Annotated in this window: 16 protein-coding genes; 7 read left to right on the forward strand and 9 right to left on the reverse strand. The window is 65.6% G+C overall.

The window, feature by feature from the left end; translation table 11 throughout:
• Window positions 1–14: 14 nt before the first annotated feature.
• From CK489_RS20840 to CK489_RS20880, 9 genes are all read right to left on the reverse strand, one after another.
• Window positions 15–1,097, reverse strand: a complete 1,083-nt coding sequence (locus tag CK489_RS20840; RefSeq protein WP_095733517.1) for an ABC transporter ATP-binding protein — start codon at window positions 1,095–1,097, stop codon at window positions 15–17.
• On the reverse strand, window positions 1,094–2,083 hold the full coding sequence (locus tag CK489_RS20845; protein ID WP_095733518.1) for an ABC transporter ATP-binding protein: 990 nt from the start codon (window positions 2,081–2,083) through the stop codon (window positions 1,094–1,096). Before CK489_RS20845 ends, CK489_RS20840 begins: the two co-directional genes overlap by 4 nt.
• A complete protein-coding gene (locus CK489_RS20850; RefSeq protein WP_095733519.1) occupies window positions 2,080–2,790 on the reverse strand; it encodes a DUF1028 domain-containing protein in 711 nt (236 codons plus the stop codon). The genes CK489_RS20845 and CK489_RS20850 overlap by 4 nt, the downstream gene beginning before the upstream one ends.
• A 9-nt stretch (window positions 2,791–2,799) precedes the next feature.
• Window positions 2,800–4,602, reverse strand: coding sequence for a gamma-glutamyltransferase family protein (locus tag CK489_RS20855; RefSeq protein ID WP_095733520.1), 1,803 nt, complete (start codon window positions 4,600–4,602; stop codon window positions 2,800–2,802).
• 107 nt (window positions 4,603–4,709) lie between these two features.
• Entirely contained in the window at window positions 4,710–5,705 is a 996-nt protein-coding gene (locus CK489_RS20860; RefSeq protein WP_095733521.1) for an ABC transporter ATP-binding protein, read from the reverse strand.
• Window positions 5,702–6,685, reverse strand: a complete 984-nt coding sequence (locus tag CK489_RS20865; RefSeq protein ID WP_050631238.1) for an ABC transporter ATP-binding protein — start codon at window positions 6,683–6,685, stop codon at window positions 5,702–5,704. The genes CK489_RS20860 and CK489_RS20865 overlap by 4 nt, the downstream gene beginning before the upstream one ends.
• Window positions 6,682–7,641 (reverse strand): ABC transporter permease, encoded by a 960-nt coding sequence (locus tag CK489_RS20870; RefSeq protein ID WP_095733522.1) that lies wholly within the window; start codon window positions 7,639–7,641, stop codon window positions 6,682–6,684. Before CK489_RS20870 ends, CK489_RS20865 begins: the two co-directional genes overlap by 4 nt.
• Window positions 7,642–7,652: 11 nt before the next feature.
• Window positions 7,653–8,633 carry an ABC transporter permease gene (locus CK489_RS20875; RefSeq protein WP_050631236.1) on the reverse strand — a complete coding sequence of 327 codons (981 nt, stop codon included), beginning with the start codon at window positions 8,631–8,633 and terminating at the stop codon, window positions 7,653–7,655.
• A gap of 103 nt (window positions 8,634–8,736) precedes the next feature.
• Window positions 8,737–10,335 (reverse strand): ABC transporter substrate-binding protein, encoded by a 1,599-nt coding sequence (locus tag CK489_RS20880; RefSeq protein ID WP_095733523.1) that lies wholly within the window; start codon window positions 10,333–10,335, stop codon window positions 8,737–8,739.
• Window positions 10,336–10,755: 420 nt separating this feature from the next.
• Here CK489_RS20880 and CK489_RS20885 point away from each other — a divergent pair, with 420 nt between their 5' ends.
• From CK489_RS20885 to CK489_RS20915, 7 genes are all read left to right on the forward strand, one after another.
• Window positions 10,756–11,004 (forward strand): DUF6489 family protein, encoded by a 249-nt coding sequence (locus CK489_RS20885; RefSeq protein ID WP_050631234.1) that lies wholly within the window; start codon window positions 10,756–10,758, stop codon window positions 11,002–11,004.
• An 8-nt stretch (window positions 11,005–11,012) separates the two neighbouring features.
• Complete coding sequence (locus CK489_RS20890) at window positions 11,013–11,804, forward strand: alpha/beta fold hydrolase (RefSeq protein WP_050631276.1); 792 nt, start codon at window positions 11,013–11,015, stop codon at window positions 11,802–11,804.
• 53 nt (window positions 11,805–11,857) lie between these two features.
• Entirely contained in the window at window positions 11,858–13,408 is a 1,551-nt protein-coding gene (locus CK489_RS20895; protein ID WP_095733524.1) for a WS/DGAT/MGAT family O-acyltransferase, read from the forward strand.
• 11 nt (window positions 13,409–13,419) lie between these two features.
• Window positions 13,420–14,415, forward strand: coding sequence for an alpha/beta fold hydrolase (locus tag CK489_RS20900; protein WP_095733525.1), 996 nt, complete (start codon window positions 13,420–13,422; stop codon window positions 14,413–14,415).
• Between the two features lie 131 nt (window positions 14,416–14,546).
• A complete protein-coding gene (locus tag CK489_RS20905; RefSeq protein ID WP_095733526.1) occupies window positions 14,547–17,780 on the forward strand; it encodes a bifunctional cytochrome P450/NADPH--P450 reductase in 3,234 nt (1,077 codons plus the stop codon).
• A 249-nt stretch (window positions 17,781–18,029) separates the two neighbouring features.
• The gene (locus CK489_RS20910) at window positions 18,030–18,704 is read left to right on the forward strand and encodes a spermidine synthase (protein ID WP_095733527.1); all 675 of its coding nucleotides are present in this window, start codon (window positions 18,030–18,032) and stop codon (window positions 18,702–18,704) included.
• 127 nt (window positions 18,705–18,831) lie between these two features.
• Entirely contained in the window at window positions 18,832–19,719 is an 888-nt protein-coding gene (locus CK489_RS20915; RefSeq protein ID WP_143278193.1) for a helix-turn-helix domain-containing protein, read from the forward strand.
• The last annotated feature ends 108 nt before the right edge of the window (window positions 19,720–19,827 follow it).

Raw genomic sequence — 19,827 nt, forward strand, 5'->3', positions numbered from 1 at the left:
GCGACTTTGTTCCCTTACGAAATAACCCCGGGCCGCCCCGAGGCTTCCGCCGTATTGAACGCCGCCACCAGCTTTTCCAGTGTCGGCGAGAACCCGCCATCGGACGGCACGATTGCCTCCGCGCCGGGCAACTCGCCCGTCCGGTGACAGGCCGTTGCATATCCGGTGCCATCTTCGCGCAATTGCGGCACTTCGCTGCGGCAGCGCGCGATCACATAGGGGCAACGGGTATGGAAGCGGCAGCCGGAGGGCGGATTGAGCGCGCTCGGCAGCTCGCCCTCCAGCACGATGCGGCTGCGCTTCGCGCGCGGCTTCGGCACCGGGATCGCCGACAGCAATGCGCGGCTGTAGGGATGCCGCGGGGCGGCGAAGAGTGCCTGCGCGTCCGCGGTCTCGACGATGGTGCCGAGATTCATCACCGCGACGCGGTCGGCGATGTGCTTCACCACGGCCAGATCGTGCGAGACGAAGATGTAGGCGAGCTTCAGGCGACCCTGCAGGTCGCGCAGCAGATTCAGGATTTGCGAGCGGATCGAGACATCGAGCGCCGACACCGGCTCGTCGCAGATGATCAGCTTCGGCTCGACCGCGAGCGCGCGGGCGATCGCGATGCGCTGGCGCTGGCCGCCGGAGAATTCGTGCGGGTAGCGGCGCGCAAAGCGCGGCTCGAGCCCGACCAGCCGCAGCAGCTCATCGACCCGCTCGCGGCGTCGGGCGGGCGGCACCAGATTGTGCAACGCCAGCGGCTCGGTCAGGATCTGGCTCACCGTCATGCGCGGGTTGAGCGAGGCATAGGGGTCCTGGAAGATCAGCTGCGCGTCGCGGCGGAACGCGCGCAACTGTTCGGCATCGAGCGCGCCGATGTCGCGGCCCTCGAACCGGATACGTCCGGCGTCCGGCTCGATCAGTCGCAGCACCAGCCGGCTGACAGTGGATTTGCCGCAGCCGGATTCGCCGACCAGCGCCAGCGTCTTGCCGGCCTCAACCGTGAAGCTGACGCCGTCGACCGCCTTCACATGGGCGGTCGGCCGTCCGAACACCGAACGTTCGGCGACGAAATGCTTCACCAGTCCCTCGACCTCGAGCAGCGCGGTCATGACACCAGCCGTTCCAGCGGCGCACGGATGCAGCGCGAGGCGTGGGTTGCGCTCAGCATCGCGAGAGGCGGCGGCGAGCTTGTGCAGGCGTTCTCGACGAACGGACAGCGCGCGGCGAAGCGGCAGCCGGCGGGCGGGTTCGCCATGTTCGGCACCATGCCCTCGATGGTCGCGAGATGGCTGGTGCGGCGGTCCAGCCGCGGGATCGAGCCGAGCAGGCCGACCGTGTAGGGGTGCTGCGGATTGGCAAACAGCTCATCCACCGGGGCGCGCTCCACGATCTCGCCGGCATACATCACCGCGACCTCGTCGCAGACCTCGGCGACGACGCCGAGATCATGGGTGATCAGGATGATGGCGGCGCCGCTCGCGGCCTTCAGCTCGCGCATCAGATCGAGGATCTGCGCCTGCAGCGTGACGTCGAGCGCGGTGGTCGGCTCGTCGGCGATCAACAGCTGCGGATCGCAGGCCAACGCCATCGCGATCATCACGCGCTGGCGCATGCCGCCGGACAGCTTGTGCGGATACTCGTCGATGCGCTTCTCGGGCGAGGGGATGTGGACCCGGCGCAGCAGCTCGATGGTGCGCTCGCGCGCCGCGCGCCGGGAGCCGCCGCGGTGGCGCAAGATCGTCTCGGTGATCTGGTCACCGATGGTGAAGCTCGGGTTGAGCGAGGTCATGGGCTCCTGGAAGATCATCGCGAGGCGATTGCCGCGCAGGTCGCGCAGCGTCGCATCCGGCACGTCGAGCAGGTCGAAGCCGTCGAAGCGGATCGTGCCGGTGACCGCGGCGGACTGCTTCGGCAGAAGCCCCATGATCGCGAGCGACGTCACGCTCTTGCCGCAGCCGGATTCGCCGACCAGGCCGAGTGTGGCGCCGTTGGCGACGGACAGATCGACGCTGTCGACGGCATGCGTGACGCGGCCGTCGTCGCCCTGGAAGGTGACGCGCAGGCCTTCGATCTCGATCAGCGGGCCGGTAGTCATTCGCGGCTCGTGGATGCCGCGGCGATTGCGGCGTTGATCGCCGCGCGGTCGCTGGTTCCGGCAGGATTGCCGCGGGTCGGCATGAAGGTCCGGAACGGCACCCAGTGTTCGCGGCTGACCGCTTCCAGCCGTTCGAGCTCGCGCAGGGGATCGGTGTGGTCGTCGACCCGCAGGTCGAGCAACGGCCATTCCTCGGTGGCGTGGATCAGGAGTGCCGCCGACTGCTTGCCGCGCTTGTCGCCGCCGGCCGCCTCGCCGGCGAACATCGCCTTGATCAGCCGCTCCGCGAATGGAAGCGCTTCATTCGCGGCATAGACGCGCGCGGTCTCGTCGAGCACCGCGGGCCCGGCCAGCATGTTGCCCGCGATCGAAAAGCCGTCGCCGGCGATATGGCCGAACCAGTCGACGCAATCCTTGCCGGAATGCGCGGCGATGCGGCCCTTGGAATCGATGACATGCACCTGCCGGCTCTCGCGGCCGCCGTCGGGCGCGAGCAGCGCCGCGATCATTTCGTGCGGGTTCTTTCCCTCGCGCAGCAGCGCGAGGCCATCGATGCCGTAATAGGGATTGACCAGCGCCTGCGTCGCGATGGCGCCGATCCCGGGTGCAATGTGCGGCACGAGCGCGCCGACCGCGAAGAACCGCGTCGCGACGGCGATGCCGAGCTGGCCGGTGGCGCTGTCGCGGGCGATGATCGACCAGGTCATCCGAAACCTCTAGCGGCCTGCGGCGTAACCCTGCATGCCGCGCGGGTTGGCGGCGGCGCGGCGGCGGGGGCCGACCTTCGAAGCCGCGGTGAGGCGGCCTTCCGACCAATCCGGTCCAATCTCCACCACGTGGCCGCGGCGTTTCAATTCGTCGATGGTCGATTTCGGCACGCGGTTTTCCAGCACCAGCACGCCGGGGCGCGAGGTCCGCGGCCAGAACGAGATCGGGAAATGCTCGGAGTGCCAGGCCGGCGCGTCGATCGCCTCCTGCAGATTCAGCTTCGCATGGACGTGGCGCAGGAAGAATTGCGTGATCCACTGGTCCTGCTGGTCGCCGCCCGGCGAGCCCCAGGAGAGATACGGCTCGCCATCGCGCAGCGCCATGGTCGGCGACAGCGTGGTGCGCGGCCGCTTGCCCGGCGCGAGCGAGGCCGGGTGGTTTTCTTCCAGCCAGAACATCTGGGCGCGGCTGCCGAGGCAGAAGCCGATCTCCGGAATCACAGGCGAGGATTGCAGCCAGCCGCCGGACGGCGTCGCCGAGATCATGTTGCCGGCCTTGTCGACGATGTCGAAATGCACGGTGTCGCCGCGCACCTCGCCGAACCGGCCGACGGTCGGCTCGCCGGCGCCCATGGCGCCGACCGCTTCGCGATGCCCTTCGGCGTGTCGCAGCTTCACGACGCCGCCGAAACCTGTGACCGAGCCGGGGCGGAAGTCGAGCGAAGCCTTGTCCTTCGAGATCAGTTTGCGCCGCTCGTTGTTATAGGCATCGGACAGCAGCGTCTCGATCGGGATATCGGTGAACTTGGGGTCGCCATAGAACGTCTCGCGATCGGCATAGGCGAGCTTGGCGGCTTCGATCTGCAAATGGATGAAGTCGGGGCCGGCGGGGTCGAGCCCGTCAAGCTCAAAGCCCTTCAACAGCGCGAGCTGCTGCAGCATCACCGGACCCTGGCTCCAGACGCCGCACTTCTGCACGGTGTAACGGCCGTAATCATAGGTCAGCGGCGCCTCGATGGTCGGCTGCCAGCGTGCCATGTCGTCGGCCGAGAGCACGCCGCGATGCGGCGAGCCGGAGACGTCCATCACCTCCTGGGTGCAGAATTTGTCGATCGCCTCGGCGACGAAGCCCTTCGACCAGGCCTGCCGGGCGCGCTCGATCTGCGCCACGCGGTCACCGCCGGCGCTCTCCGCCTCGGTGAGGATGCGTGTGTAAGTTTCCGCGAGCTTCTTGTTGGTGAAGAGCGTGCCGGGCTTCGGCACCTCGCCGTTCGGCAGATAGACGTCGGCCGATGTGGTCCAGTATTTCCGGAACAGCTGCTCGACGGTCTTGATGGTGGCGGAGGCGCGCTCGACCAGCGGATGGCCGTCACGCGCATAGCCGATCGCGGGCTCCAGCACGTCGCGCAGCTTCAGTGTGCCGTAGTCGCGCAGCAGCAGCATCCAGGTTTCGAACGTGCCGGGCACGCAGGCGGCCAGCAGGCCGGTGCCGGGCACCATTTCCAGGCCTTCGCCGCGGTAGTGCGCAATCGTTGCCTTCGCCGGCGCCGGGCCCTGGCCGCAGATCACTTCGGTTTTGCCGCGCTTGACGTCGTGCACGATGATCGGGACGTCGCCGCCGGGGCCGTTCAGATGCGGCTCGACCACCTGCAGCGTGAAGGCGGCTGCAACGCCCGCGTCAAATGCGTTGCCGCCTTTTTCCAGCGTTGCCATGCCGACCGCGGTGGCGATCCAGTGGGTCGAGGTGACGACGCCGAATGTGCCTTCGATCTCCGGCCTTGTGGTGAATGGATCGGGGTTGACGTTGCTCATGGCTATTCACCGTTAGGCGGCTTGTTGGGCTTTTTGCGCGCGCACTTGATCACAGCCGGGCTGGTATGCCAACCGCTTGGTGGACATGGCCGCTCCCATCCGCGTGATCATGCCGGAACGGCGGCGGCAGGGCTGTTGACGGCGTGGCAGGCGACGCCGTCGATCAGTTCCGGCGTCTTCTCGCGGCAGAGATCGAAGGCGAGGGGACAGCGCGGATTGAACGCGCAGCCCCGCGGCGGATCGATCGGGTTCGGAATCTCGCCCTTGACCGGGATGCGCTGGCGTCCGGACATCGCAAGGTCCGGAACCGCGCCGAGCAGCATCCTGGTGTAGGGCATCCGCGGGTTCTCGAACAGTTTCCGGCCCTCGGCGATCTCGACGATGCGACCGAGATACATCACGCCGATCCGGCTCGCCATGTGGCGGACGACCGCGAGATTGTGGCTGATGAAGAGATAGGTCAGGCCGAACTTGTCCTGCAGGTCGCGCATCAGATTGAGGATCTGCGCCTGTACGGAGACGTCGAGCGCCGAGGTCGGCTCGTCGCAGACGATGAACTCGGCTTCGGAGGCCAGCGCGCGGGCGATCGCGATGCGCTGGCGCTGGCCGCCGGAAAATTCGTGCGGGAATTTCTGGCCGTCGTCGGGGTGCAGGCCGACCAGCGAGAGCAGTTCGCCGACCCGGGCCTTGATGTCGCGCTCGCCCTGAATCAGGTCGAAGGCGCGGATCGGCTCGGCGACGATGGCGGCGACCCGGTAGCGCGGATTGAGGCTCGCATAAGGGTCCTGGAAAACCATCTGGATGCGCCGGCGCAGCCGGCGGCGCGCCTGGCCCTGCCGCGGATCGGTCATCGAGACGCCGTCGATGACGACTTCGCCCGAGCTCGGCGGCAGCAGGCCGACGACCATGCGCGCGACCGTGGTCTTGCCGGAGCCGGATTCGCCGACCAACGCAAAGGTCTCGCCGCGCTTGATGTCGAAAGAGACGCCGTCGACGGCTTTGAGGAATTCGGGATGGCCGCCCTCGATCACGCGGTTGAGCCATGGCTTCGAGACATCGAAGACGCGGCGCAAATTCCTGACCTCGATCAGTGTCCCGCTCATGCCGCGGTCTCCTTCGCCGGCTCGAACAGATGGCAGGCGACCGACTGCGTGCCTTGCCGGATCGGTTCGGGGCGTTCGACGCGGCAGCGATCGAAGGCAAACGCGCAGCGCGGGTTGAACGGGCAGCCCGGCGGGATCGCCGACAGCCGCGGCATCGAGCCGGGGATCTGCACCAGGCGCTTGTCCTCGCCGGCCAGCGTCGGGATCGCGCCCATCAGGCCCTTGGCGTAGGGATGCAGCGGGTTGCGCACCACCTCCTGCACCGGACCGATCTCGGCGATGCGGCCCGAATACATCACCGCGACGCGGTCGCAGGTCTCGGCGATCACGCCCATGTCGTGGGTCACCAGCATCACGGCGGTGCCGTGATCGCGGCCGAGCCGCTTGATCAGCGCGATGATCTGCGCCTGCACCGAGACGTCGAGCGCGGTGGTCGGCTCGTCGGCGATGATCAGCTCGGGCTCGGCGCAGATCGCGAGCGCGATCACGACGCGCTGGCGCATGCCGCCGGAGAATTCGTGCGGATAGCCGTCGATGCGCTTCTCCGGTGCGGGGATGCCGACCTCGGCCAACAGGTCGATGGCGCGCCGGCGCGCGGCGCTTTCGCTGAGGTTGGTGTGGGTGCGGATCGTCTCGACGATCTGGTCGCCGATCCGGTACAGCGGATTGAGGCTGGTCAGCGGATCCTGGAAGATCATGCCGATCCGCTTGCCCCTGACGCGGCGGATCTCCTCCGGCGGAAGATGGTCGATCCGGCTGCCCGACAGCTCGATCTCGCCGGCGGAAATGCGGCCGGGCGGATCGATCAGCCCGATCACCGCAAGGCCGGTGACCGACTTGCCGGCGCCGGACTCGCCGACCACGCCCAGCACCTCGCCCTTGGCGATGTCGAACGACACGCCGTTGACGGCGCGCAAGGTGGCGCGGCGGGTGACGAATTCCACCTCGAGATTGCGCACGGAAAGGACAGGCTGGGTCATCGGAGCTTCGGGTTGAGGGCGTCGCGCAGCCAGTCGCCGAGCAGGTTGATTGAGAGGATCAGGCCGGCCAGGGCGATGCCCGGGAAGGCGACGATCCACCATTCGCCGGCAAACAGATAGTTGTTGCCGATCCGGATCAGGGTGCCGAGCGAGGGCATGGTATCGGGCATGCCGGCGCCGAGGAACGACAGCGTCGCCTCGGTGATGATGGCAAGCGCGAGGTTGATGGTGGCGATCACGAGGATCGGGCCCATCGTGTTCGGCAGCACGTGGCGCAGCAGGATCTTCGGCGCCGGCAGGCCGATCAGCTGCGCCGCCGCCACATAATCCTTGTTCTTCTCGACCATCACCGAGCCGCGCACGGTGCGCGCATACTGCACCCAGAAGCTGAGCCCGATCGCGACGATCAACACGCCGAGCGTGTTCATCTCGTCGAGCCGGTTGCCGAGCAGCGATTTGGCGACGCCGTTGACGAGGAGCGCGATCAGGATCGCGGGGAAGGTGAGCTGCACGTCGGCGATCCGCATGATCACGCTGTCCACAGCGCCGCCGAAATAGCCGGCGACCAGCCCGAGGGCGATGCCGAGCGCGCCCGCGAAGATGACGCCGGCCAAGCCGACCGCAAGCGAGATGCGCAGCCCGAAAAGGATCGCGGAGAGCATGTCGCGGCCCTGCTCGTCGGTGCCGAGCAGGAACGGGCTCTGGCCGTCGGCGGTCCACAGCGGCGCGATCCGCGAGTTGATCAGCTGCAGCTGCGCCGGATCGAACGGGTTCTGCACGGCAAGCCAGGAGGCGGAGATGGCCAGCAGGAAGAACAGCAGCGTGATCGCGGCGGCGACCATCGTCAGGCGGGAACGGCGGAACGAATAGAAGATGTCGCTGTCGAGCGCGCGTTTGAACCAGCCGGCAGCTGGCTGATGGTCTTGCGAGCGATGGGGGACGACGGCGTCTGACATCGGTTGGTCCCTCACGCCGCGCGGCCGACGGTCGAGCGCAAGCGCGGATCGACCACGGTGTAGAGGATGTCCACCACGAGATTGATGGTGACGAAGATCAGCGAGACCATCAGGAGATACGCGGCCATGATCGGGATATCGACGTTTTGCACGGCCTGCACGAACAGAAGCCCCATGCCCGGCCATTGGAACACGGTTTCGGTGATGATCGAGAAAGCAATAACCGAGCCAAATTGCAGGCCGGCCACGGTGATCACCGGAACCAGCGTGTTCTTCAGCGCATGGCCGAAATGGATCGCGCGCGTGGTCAGGCCGCGGGCGCGGGCGAAGCGGATATAGTCGGTTCGCAGCACTTCCAGCATTTCGGCGCGCACCAGCCGCATGATCAGGGTCATCTGGAACAGCCCGAGCGTGATCGCCGGCATGATGATCGCCTTCCAGCCAGAGACCGTGAGCAGCCCGGTCGACCACCAGCCGAGCTTCACCACTTCGCCGCGGCCGAACGACGGCAGCCAGCCCAGGGTCACCGCGAACAGATAGATCAGCAGGATGCCGATCAGGAAGGTCGGCAGCGAAATGCCGATCAGCGATATCGCCTGGAATAATCTGGCCAGGATGGTGTCGCGACGCAGCGCCGAATAGACCCCCATCAGGATGCCGGCCACCATTGCAAGGATTGTGGCGACGATCGCGAGCTCCAGCGTCGCCGGCATGCGTTCCGCCAACAGCGAGGAGACCGGCAGACGGAACTGGTAGGACACGCCGAACTTGAATTGCAGCGCGTTGATGAAGTAGCGGCCGAACTGCACCAGCACCGGATCGTCCAGGCCGAGCGAATGCCGGATCTCAGCGCGCTGCGCCGCCGAGGTATCGATCGAGACCATCTGGTTCACCGGATCGCCGGCGAAGCGGAACATCGCGAACGCGATGACGCCTACGGCGAGCATGACGCCGATCGCCTGCAGGACGCGGCGAAGAGTGAAAGCGAGCATCTCTACCTTTCACTGCTTTTGACATGTGGCGCGCGGCTTTGCGCGACCGGAAAACGAGAGGTCCCGGAAGCCTGCGCTTCCGGGACCCAATTCGCCGAAACCACTATTCACCCTGTTTGGTCGCCCAGTAGAGCAGCACCTGGTTGTCCGCGCGCTGGGTCAATTTGACCTTTTTCGACACGCCCCACACCAGCGGCTGCTGGTGCAGCGGAATGTAGCCGTAATCCTTGATGACGATTTCGTAGGCTTGCTTGATCAGTTGGTCGCGCTTGGCCGTGTCGCTCTCGACCAGGACCTTGTCGGTGAGCGCGTCGACTTCCTTGTTGCAATAGCCACCGAGATTGGCCTCGCCCCGGGTGGAATCCTTCGGATCGTCGCGGCAGCCGAGGATGTCGTGCAGCACGTTGTGCGAGTCCGATGTCGCCGGCGTCCAGCCCAGCATGAAGAGTGAGGTCTGGTAGCCGCCGGGCTTCAGCACCTTGGCGAAATACTGCGCCTTCGGCTGTGCCAGCAGGTTCACCTTGATGCCGATGCGGGCCAGCATGCCGACCACCGCCTGGCAGATCGCGGCGTCGTTGACGTAGCGGTCGTTCGGGCAATCCATCGTGACTTCGAAGCCGTTCGGGTAGCCGGCCTCGGCGAGCAGCTTCTTGGCGCCATCTGGATCAAGTTTCGGCCGGGTGAACTCCTTCGACAGCGGATAGAGCTCGGGCGCGATCATCAGCGTCGAAGGGGTCGACATGCCGCGCATGACGCGGGTCTTGATCAGATCGACGTCGATCGTCTTGTAGAAGGCTTCGCGAACGCGGATGTCCTTGAACGGATTCTTGCCCTTGACGTTGGAATAGAGCAGCTCGTCGCGCGCCATGTCCATGCCGATGAAGATGGTGCGGATCTCCGGCGCGGTCATCACGGTGGCGATGCCGCTGGAATTGACGCGCTGGATGTCCTGCAGCGGAACCGGCTCGATGACATCGACCTCGCCCGAGAGCAACGCGGCGACGCGGGTGGCGTCGGAGCCGATCGGGCTGAAGATGATCTCCTTGAGATTATGCTCGGGCTTGCGCCAATAGTCTGCAAACGGCTTGAACACGGTCTTCACGCCGGGCTGATGGCTCTCGATCGTGAAGGGGCCAGTGCCGTTCTCGTGCAGCGCCGCGTAGCTCGGGGTGGTCGCGGAGGCCGGCGTCGGTGCAACCGAGTTGTTCTCCTCGCACCACTTCTTGTCCATGATGTACCAGCTATCCCATTGCGAGATCAGGATGGGATTGGGCGAGTCCAGCGTCACGTCGACGGTGTAGTCGTCGACCTTGGTGAACTTGGCGTCGGCCGGGACGTTGCTGAGGAAGTTGGAGCCCTTGGCGCGGACGCGGTCGGCGGAGAACAGCACGTCGTCGGCGGTGAAGGGATCGCCATTGTGGAATTTCACGCCCTTGCGCAGATGGAAGCGCCATTTGGTCGGGGTCAGCGTCTCCCAGCTTTCCGCCAGTGCCGGAATGATCTTGAGGTCCTTGTCGCGCGTGGTGAGGCCTTCGTAGACGTGCGCGTGGTGCGCGATCGTCGTGGTTTCCTTCAGTGTGTAGGGATCCAGCGACTTGAGCTCGCCCTGATTGGCATATCTCAGCGTCTGGGCCGATGCCGGCAAGGCAAAGGCGATGAGCGCGACGGCAGTCGCCGCAAACGAACTCCAACGTACCGACATGTGATCCCGCGTCCCCGTTTTTGTCCGCCGGCTGCTTTGTCCGGCTGGTATTATTGATGCATGTTGCCAGAGTTTACCGGCCGCGCAAGCGCGATTTCCCAAAGGGTTAATCAGCTCGCGCGGGTGCAGCGCAATGAATGGCAATCGAGAGTAGGCGGTCGGCGTGGCCGCGTGACATTCGACTTTGGGAGTGCCGCTTGCCGGTCACGGGAATGATCGCCGGCGGCCAGTCTTTGGCGGTCGCTCCAGACGGTTTGGAGCCGTCGTTCCAAACGGTTTGGAGCCATCGTTCCAGACGGTTTGGTTGACCATAACGGATGATTGAGGCCGACTATACATCGGCGCCGGCACGGTTCGCTTGCGCGAGCGACCCCGTCCCGGCGATACTGGGCCAGTCAAGGCGCATTTGAGGAGGCGAATATGAAGGTCAACGTCGAGGTAGATTGTACGCCCCTCGAAGCGCGGCAATTCTTCGGCCTGCCCGATGTGCAGCCGATGCAGACCGCGGTCATGGACAAGCTGCAGCAGCAGATGCTGTCCAACATCGAGAAGATCTCGCCGGAATCGCTGATGCAGAGCTGGTTCACCTTCGATCCCAAGCTCGCCGAGCGCTTCCAGGACATGTTCGTGGCGATGGCCGGCTTCGGCGGCACGAGCAAGAAGAAATAGTGACCGACATGGACAGGAGTGTTGATGGGACCGAACGCCGGTTGCGCCCACCCAGCCTGTTCCTGATGCTGGCGGAGGCGCGCGGCGTGCTCGAGCTGAATTCGAGCCTCTTGCTGTCGCCTTTGCTGATGCAGGCGCCGAAGGGCGACGGTCATCCGGTGCTGGCGCTGCCGGGCTTCCTCGCCAGCGATCTTTCGATGGCGCCGATGCGGCGTTATCTGAAGGAGCTCGGCTATGATGCCTATGCCTGGAACATGGGCCGCAATTTCGGCGGGATTTCCAGCAGGCGCGCCGCGTTGCGCGACCTGCTGAAGCGGGTCCATGAGGCGTCGGGGCGCAAGGTTTCGATCATCGGCTGGAGCCTCGGCGGCGTCTATGCGCGCGACCTGGCCTCGCAGATGCCGGAGCTGGTGCGCTCCATCGTCACGCTGGGCAGCCCGTTCGCCGACGACATCCGCGCCACCAATGCGACGCGGCTCTATGAGTTGTTGTCCGGCGAGGGCGTGGACGACATCCCCGAGATCCGCGCCGCCATCGCCGGCGACATGCCGGTGCCGACCACCTCGATCTATTCCCGTACCGACGGCATCGTGAACTGGCGGACCTCGCGGGTGCGCCCGTCGGAGCGCGCCGAGAACATCGAGGTGCATCTCGCCAGCCATCTCGGTCTCGGCGTCAACCCCGCAGCCCTGTGGGCGATCGCGGACCGGCTGGCACAGCCGGAGGGTGAGTTCCGGCATTTTGACCGGTCGGGCCCCTTTGCCATTGCCTACGGGCCGGCAGAACAGGCACTATCCTAACGACGAGAAGCGCCGCCAAGGCGCCCGCGTAAGTTGGCTCTCGGGAGGAGATCATGAGCGACGCCAAGAAGCTGTCCTCGCTGGACGCATCGTTTCTGTATCTGGAAACGCCGGAAATGCCGATGCATGTCGGCAGCATGGCGATCTTCCGGCTGCCCGACGGCTACAAGGGCGACTTCTTCGAGGAGTTCAAGGCGATGATCGCCTCGCGGCTGCACATCGCGCCGATCCTCAAGGCGCGCCTGCAGAAGGCGCCGCTCGACATCGATCATCCGTCCTGGGTGGAGGACGACCAGTTCGACATCGACCGCCACATCTTCCGCGGCAGCCTGCCGGCGCCGCACGACCGCGCCACGCTGGAGCGTATCGTCGGCTGGATGCACGCCAAGCTCTTGAACCGCGCCCGCCCGCTCTGGGAGTTCTACGTCTTCGAGGGCATGAAGGACAACGAGATCGGGCTCTATTCCAAGATGCATCACGCTTGCATCGACGGCGGCGCGGGTGCTGCGCTGACCAGCATGATCTACGACCTGACACCGGTGCCGCGCGAGATCGAACCGCCGAGCGCAAAGAAGGTCGCGCAGGAGCCGCGCGATATCGCGGCCAATTTGATCGACGCCTATCAGCAGCTCTGGACCCAGCCGTTCGAGGCCGCCGCCGCGGCGCAGAAGAGCCTCGAACTTCCCCGTTCCGGCAAGAGCGACCTCGGCTCGATCCTGTTCGACAACGCCATGTTCCAGATCGAGAGCGCGGTGAAGTTCGCGGGCTCGATGCCGACCGTCATGAAGAGCCTGTCCGACGTCGTCGCCAAGATCGCCGATCCCAGGTCGCGCGAGAACCTGCAGGCGATGTCCTCGCCGCCGACCATCCTCAACAAGGCGATCTCGTCGGAACGCAGCTTCGCCGGCACCTCGATCTCGCTGTCGCGCGCCAAGGCGTTGGCGAAAGCGTCCGGCGGCAAGCTCAACGACGTCGTGCTGGCGCTCGCCTCCGGCGTGGTGCGGCGCTACCTGATCAGCCAGGGCGCGCTGCCCAACAAATCGCTGACCGCCGGCGTGCCGATCTCGCTGCGCGAGGAGGGCAATGCCGAATCCAACAACCAGGTGTTCGGCATGATCTGCTCGATCGCCACCGACGTCGAGGATCCCAAGAAGCGGTTGGAAACCATCATCGCGCAGTCCACCAAGTCCAAGGAGATGTCGCATCCGCTGCGGGCCTTGGTGCCGCAGGTGACCAACATCTCGCTGCTGGGTGCGCCGATCCTGGTGCAGATCCTGGCGCTGCTGTACAGCCGCTCCGACCTCTCCAACGTGCTGCCGCCGGCGACCAACATCACGGTCTCGAACGTGCCGGGGCCGCGGCAGACGCTGTATGCGGCGGGCGCCGAGCTGCTGCACATCTTCCCGGTTTCGATCTCGACCCACGGCGTTGCGCTTAACATCACCGTGCAGAGCTACCGCGATCAGCTCGATTTCGGCTTCATCGTCGGTGCCAACATCATTCCCCACGTGCAGGTGATGTGCGACATGCTGCCGCTCGAGTTCGATGCACTCGAGGCGGCGTTCGCACCCCCGCCTGCGGACATCAAGGGCGCAGCCGAGTAGGAATTGCTTCAATGATCGAAATGCCACCGCTGCAGTTCGCCGAGACCAACGGCATCCGCATGGGGTTCTACGAAGCCGGCCCCAGGACCGACGCGCCTCCCGTGGTGCTGTGCCACGGCTGGCCTGAACTGGCATTCTCCTGGCGTCACCAGATCAAGGCGCTGGGCGATGCCGGGATCCGGGTGATTGCACCGGATCAGCGCGGCTATGGCGCGACCGACCGGCCCGAGCCGGTCGAGGCCTACGACATGGAGCACCTGACCAATGACCTGGTCGGACTGCTCGACCATCTCAAGATCGACAAGGCGATCTTCGTCGGTCACGACTGGGGCGGCTTCGTCGTCTGGCAGATGCCGCTCCGGCATCCCTCCAGGGTCGCCGGCGTCGTCGGCGTCAACACGCCGCATTGGGACCGGGCGCCTGTCGATCCGATCGCGCTGTTCCGCCAGCGCTTCGGCGATCACATGTACATCGTCCAGTTCCAGGATCCGGGGCGCGAGCCGGACCGGATTTTCGGCAGCCGGGTCGAGCAGACCTTCGATGCCTTCATGCGCAAGCCGGCGCCGCGTCCCGCGGATGCGCCGCCCGAACAGCCGATCGCCGGTGTCGGCGCCTCGGCGCGGCTCAATCTGGCGTTTCCGCAGATGATCGCGAACTACGACGCCAAGCATGATCCGCGGACGCCGATCCTGTCGGCCGAGGAGAAGAAGGTGTTCGTCGACACCTTCACCAAAACCGGCTTCACCGGCGGCATCAACTGGTATCGCAATTTCACCCGCAACTGGGAGCGTTCGGCCGGGCTCGACCATCACGTCCGGGTGCCGTCGCTGATGATCATGGCCGAGAACGACGCGGTGCTGCCGCCTTCCGCCGCCGACGGCATGGAGAAGCTGGTGCCGGACCTCGAAAAATATCTGGTCAAGGACAGCGGCCATTGGACGCAGCAGGAAAAGCCTGACGAGGTCAGCGCAAAGCTGATCGAATGGCGCAGAAAGCGGTTTGGGTGACGACGCTACGGTAGAGCCGTCATTGCGAGCGAAGCGAAGCAATCCATCTGCCCGCATATGAGGAGCGATGGATTGCTTCGTCGCTTCGCTCCTCGCAATGACGGGTGGAAAGACAAGGGGGCAATCTCAACATGGCGTCCGGCAACAGACTGAGTCCGATCCCGCATCCGCCGACGAAACCGGTGGTCGGCAACATGCTGTCGCTGGATTCGACCGCGCCGGTGCAGCATCTGGTGAAGCTCTCCAAGGAGCTCGGACCGATCTTCTGGCTCGACATGATGGGCGCGCCGCTCGTGATCGTGTCCGGCCATGACCTGGTCGACGAGCTTTCCGACGAGAAGCGCTTCGACAAGGCGGTGCGCGGTTCGCTGCGCCGGGTGCGCGCGGTCGGCGGCGACGGGCTGTTCACCGCCGACACCAAGGAGCCGAACTGGAGCAAGGCGCACAACATCCTGATGCAGCCGTTCGGCAACCGCGCCATGCAGTCGTATCACCCGAGCATGGTCGATATCGCCGAGCAACTGGTCAAGAAATGGGAGCGCCTCAACGCCGACGAGGAGATCGAGGTCGTCCACGACATGACGGCGCTGACCCTCGACACCATCGGACTGTGCGGCTTCGACTATCGCTTCAATTCGTTCTATCGCCGCGACTACCACCCTTTCGTGGAATCGCTGGTGCGCTCGCTCGAAACCATCATGATGACCCGCGGCCTGCCGCTCGAAGGCCTGTGGATGCAGAAGCGGCGCAAGACGCTCGCCGACGACGTCGCCTTCATGAACAAGATGGTCGACGAGATCATCGCCGAGCGCCGCGGCAACACCGCCGCGACCGACGACAAGAAGGACATGCTGGCCGCGATGATGACCGGCGTCGACCGCGCCACCGGCGAGCAGCTCGACGACGTCAACATCCGCTACCAGATCAACACCTTCCTGATCGCCGGCCACGAGACCACCTCTGGCCTGCTGTCGTGCACGATCTACGCGCTGCTGAAGCATCCCGAGGTGCTGAAGAAGGCCTATGAGGAGGTCGATCGCGTCCTCGGTCCCGACGTCGATGCGCGGCCGACCTATCAGCAGGTGACGCAGCTCACCTACATCACCCAATGCCTGAAGGAAGCGCTGCGGCTGTGGCCGCCGGCACCGGCCTACGGCATCGCGCCGCTGAACGACGAGATGATCGGCGGCAAGTACAAGCTGAAGAAGAACACCTTCATCACCATCCTGGTGATGGCGCTGCACCGCGATCCCTCCGTCTGGGGCCCGAACCCGGATGTGTTCGATCCCGAGAATTTCAGCCGCGAGGCGGAGGCCAAGCGCCCGATCAATGCCTGGAAGCCGTTCGGCAACGGCCAGCGCGCCTGCATCGGCCGCGGCTTCGCCATGCACGAGGCGGCGCTCGCGATCGGGATGATCCTGCAGCGCTTCAAGCTGCTCGACGTGCATCGCTACCAGATGCATCTGAAGGAGACGCTGACCGTCAAGCCAGACGGCTTCAGGATCAAGGTGCGGCCGCGCGACGACAGGGATCGCGGCGCGTTCGCCGGTGCTGCCGGCGCGGTTGCGGCCGCACCGAAGCCGCAGCGCGCGCCGACCACGCGCCCCGGCCACAACACGCCGATGCTGGTGCTCTACGGCTCCAACCTCGGATCCGCCGAGGAACTGGCGACCCGCATGGCCGACCTGTCCGAGATCAACGGCTTCGCCACCCGGCTTGGCTCGCTGGACGACTACGTCGGCAAGCTGCCGGAGGAGGGCGGCGTGCTGATCATCTGCGCCTCCTACAACGGCGCGGCGCCCGACAATGCGACGCAATTCGTCAAATGGCTCGAAAGCGACCTGCCGAAGGACGCCTTCGCCAAGGTGCGCTATGCGGTGTTCGGCTGCGGCAACAGCGACTGGGCGGCGACCTATCAGTCGGTGCCGCGCTTGATCGACGAGCAACTGACCAAGCATGGCGCGCGCGCGGTCTATCCACGCGGCGAGGGCGATGCACGCAGCGATCTCGACGGCCAGTTCCAGAAATGGTTTCCGGAGGCGGCCAAGGTCGCGACCAAGGAATTCGGCATCGACTGGAATTTCACCCGCACCGCCGAGGACGAGCCGCTCTACGCGATCGAGCCGGTGGCGCAGGGCGCGGTCAACACCATCGTGACGCAGGGCGGCGCGGTGCCGATGAAGGTGCTCGCCAACAACGAGCTGCAGACCAAGGACGGTGCGCATCCGTCGGAGCGATCGACCCGGCATATCGAGGTCGAGCTGCCGGCTAGCCTGAAATATCGCGTCGGCGATCACCTCAGCGTGGTGCCGCGCAACGATCCGACCCTGGTCGATTCCGTTGCGCGCCGGTTCGGCTTCCTGCCTGCCGATCAGATCCGTCTGCAGGTCTCCGAAGGCCGCCGCGCGCAACTGCCGGTCGGCAATGCCGTGTCGGTCGGACGGCTGCTCACCGAGTTCGTCGAGCTGCAGCAGGTCGCGACCCGCAAGCAGATCCAGATCATGGCCGAGCACACCCGCTGCCCGGTGACCAAGCCGAAGCTGATGGCCTATGTCGGCGACGACGACGCTTCAGCCGAGCGCTATCGCACCGAGGTGCTGGCCAAGCGCAAATCGGTGTTCGACCTGCTCGAGGAGTATCCGGCCTGCGAGCTGCCGTTCCATCTCTACCTCGAAATGCTGTCGCTGCTGGCGCCGCGCTATTACTCGATCTCGTCGTCCCCGGCCGGCGAGGCGCAGCGCTGCAGCGTCACCGTCGGCGTGGTCGAGGCACCTGCGAGTTCGGGGCACGGCATCTACAAAGGCGTCTGCTCGAACTATCTGGCGCGCCGCCGCGCCGGCGACACCGTCCACGCCACCATCAAGGCGACCAAGGCCGGCTTCCGCCTGCCCGACGACAATGCCGTGCCGATCATCATGATCGGGCCGGGCACCGGCCTTGCGCCGTTCCGCGGTTTCCTGCAGGAGCGAGCCGCGCGCAAGGCGAAAGGCGCGACGCTGGGCCCTGCGATGCTGTTCTTCGGCTGCCGCCATCCGGAGCAGGACTTCATCTATGCGGATGAGCTGAAGGCGTTCGCGGCCGATGGCGTCACCGAACTCCACACCGCTTTCTCGCGCGCCGAGGGGCCGAAAACCTATGTGCAGCACCTCGTCGCCGCGCAGAAGGACCGGGTCTGGGAGCTGATCGGGAAGGGCGCGATCGTCTATGTCTGCGGCGACGGCGGCAAGATGGAGCCCGACGTCAAGGCGACGTTGATGTCGATCTACCGCGAGCGCACCGGTGCCGACGCAGAGGCCGCGGCGCGCTGGATCGAGGACATGGGAACCAGGAACCGCTACGTGCTCGACGTCTGGGCCGGAGGATAGGCTTGCGGCCTGGGGTGACCGTGATGCATCCCCATCGTCGTCCCTGCGAACGCAGGGACCCATAACCACAGGGTTGTGTTGTTGAAGCAAGCTGTGGCCCCAGCGTCGCGCAACAATCACCTTCGGTGGTTATGGGTCCCTGCGTTCGCAGGGACGACACGGAGTTTGTTGCGCCATGCGTGAGTCACTATTTCGCATTCTCTGAGCGCTAGCTTCGCCCGCCCCGACAGCCATGTTACAAGCCGCCGCATGATTCCCTGGGAAAAGATCGACACCGCGCGGATTCCCGGCACCGAAGGTGAATTGCGCCTGATGCGGCGCGGCCGCGAATTCTCGATCATGCTCGGCACCAACGAGCTGATGAACAGCCGCCTGTCGGGCTCGGAGGAGGCGCTGGCGACGCTCGCGGCGAGGAAGATCGAGCAGGTCGCAAAGCCGCATTTTCTTATCGGCGGTCTCGGCATGGGCTTCACGCTGCGGGCGGCGCTCAAGGTGCTCGGGGCCGATGCGCAGATCACGGTGGCCGAGCTGGTGCCGGCCGTCGTCGCCTGGGCGCGAGGCCCGATGGCGGAGATATTCGGCGACAGCCTGAGTGATCCTCGCGTGCGCATTGAGGAGGTGGATGTTGCCGATGTGATCGAGCGCCATCCGCGCACGTTCGATGCCATCCTGCTCGATGTCGATAACGGCCCGGAAGGCTTGACCCGCAAGGCCAATGACGCGCTGTACGACGTCGCCGGCCTCAAGCTCGCACACACCGCGTTGCGGCGCGGCGGCGTGCTCGCCGTCTGGTCGTCCGGTCCCAACGCAAAGTTCCCGAAAGCGCTGTCGCGGGCCGGGTTCGCCGTCAACGAAATTGCCGTCCGCGCCACCGGCAGGGGCCGCGGCGTGCGCCATGTCATCTGGATCGCGGTGAAAGAGTAGCGTCGCCCGCTGTTGCGATGCAGCAAGCTCGCAGGCCGTTGCGTCTCTGGTTCTGACTGTATTGAAAATCCAAGGCCGTTGGGTTTCACTCGGCGGCACGTGAAGCCTCGAGCCCTTGGACTGCCGGATGCAGGCGACGTCGAATTTTGGGGTGCAGGAGACGCACGGGATCCTGAACCGCTTCCAGGCCGATTTCCGCGGCTCGAGCGAAGGGCTCGGCTGGTCGTCGGCGTTTGCCTCGGTCCAGCGCGAACGGCCGTTCGACGGGCATTTCCACGCGCTGTCCGACAATCTCATGGTGCTGCATCGGGGCGGTCCGGTCGAGATCACCTATGTGATGGACGGCAAGTCGGTGGCCCGGCAGATCCCGCGTGGCGGCGTGTTCTTCCTGCCGGCGGGGCACACCTGCAACGTGGTGCTGCGCGAGGCGCTGGAATCCACCCACATCTATCTGCGCTCCGATTTGTTTGCGGGCCGGGACGGAGCTGCCAGCCTGATCGGCGGGCTGGCGCCGATGCTCGGCGATCAGGATGCCGTGCTGGAGCATCTCGCCGCGGCGATCGGCGAGACCATCACCGGCGGCCTGCCGGCATCGTCGCTGTTCGTCGATCCGATCGCGCAGGCGATCGCCAACCGCTTCGTCGCGATCAATTTCCACAAGCCGAGCGTGGAGGCCGGAAAGCATCCCAACCTGCTCAGCAACAGGCAGATGGCGCGCATCCGCGAGTTCGTCGACGCCAATCTCGATACCGATATCCGGCTCGACCAGCTGGCCGAGCTGTGCGGCCGCAGCACCGAATATTTCGTTCGCCTGTTCAAGGCGACCAGCGGCGTCTCGCCCTATCAATACGTGCTCAACCTGCGCATCGAGCGCGCCAGGGCGCTGCTCGCCGACGAGACGCAGAGCCTCGCCGACATTGCGCTGGCCTGCGGCTTTTCCCATCAGGAGCATTTTACGCGCATGTTCCGCCGTTTCACCGGCGTGACGCCGGGGCGATACCGGCGCAGCCACTAGCGCGCTGCGAGCCGGGACGGCGAGGGCGCTGCCTCGCCGTATCCCGGCTGACGATTTTTCCGGTTTTGTGCAGATTCTGTCCGGTTTCGTGCAGGCCCCCGAACGCCG

The organism is Bradyrhizobium sp. UFLA03-84, assembly GCF_002289535.1.
GTDB lineage: Bacteria > Pseudomonadota > Alphaproteobacteria > Rhizobiales > Xanthobacteraceae > Bradyrhizobium > Bradyrhizobium viridifuturi.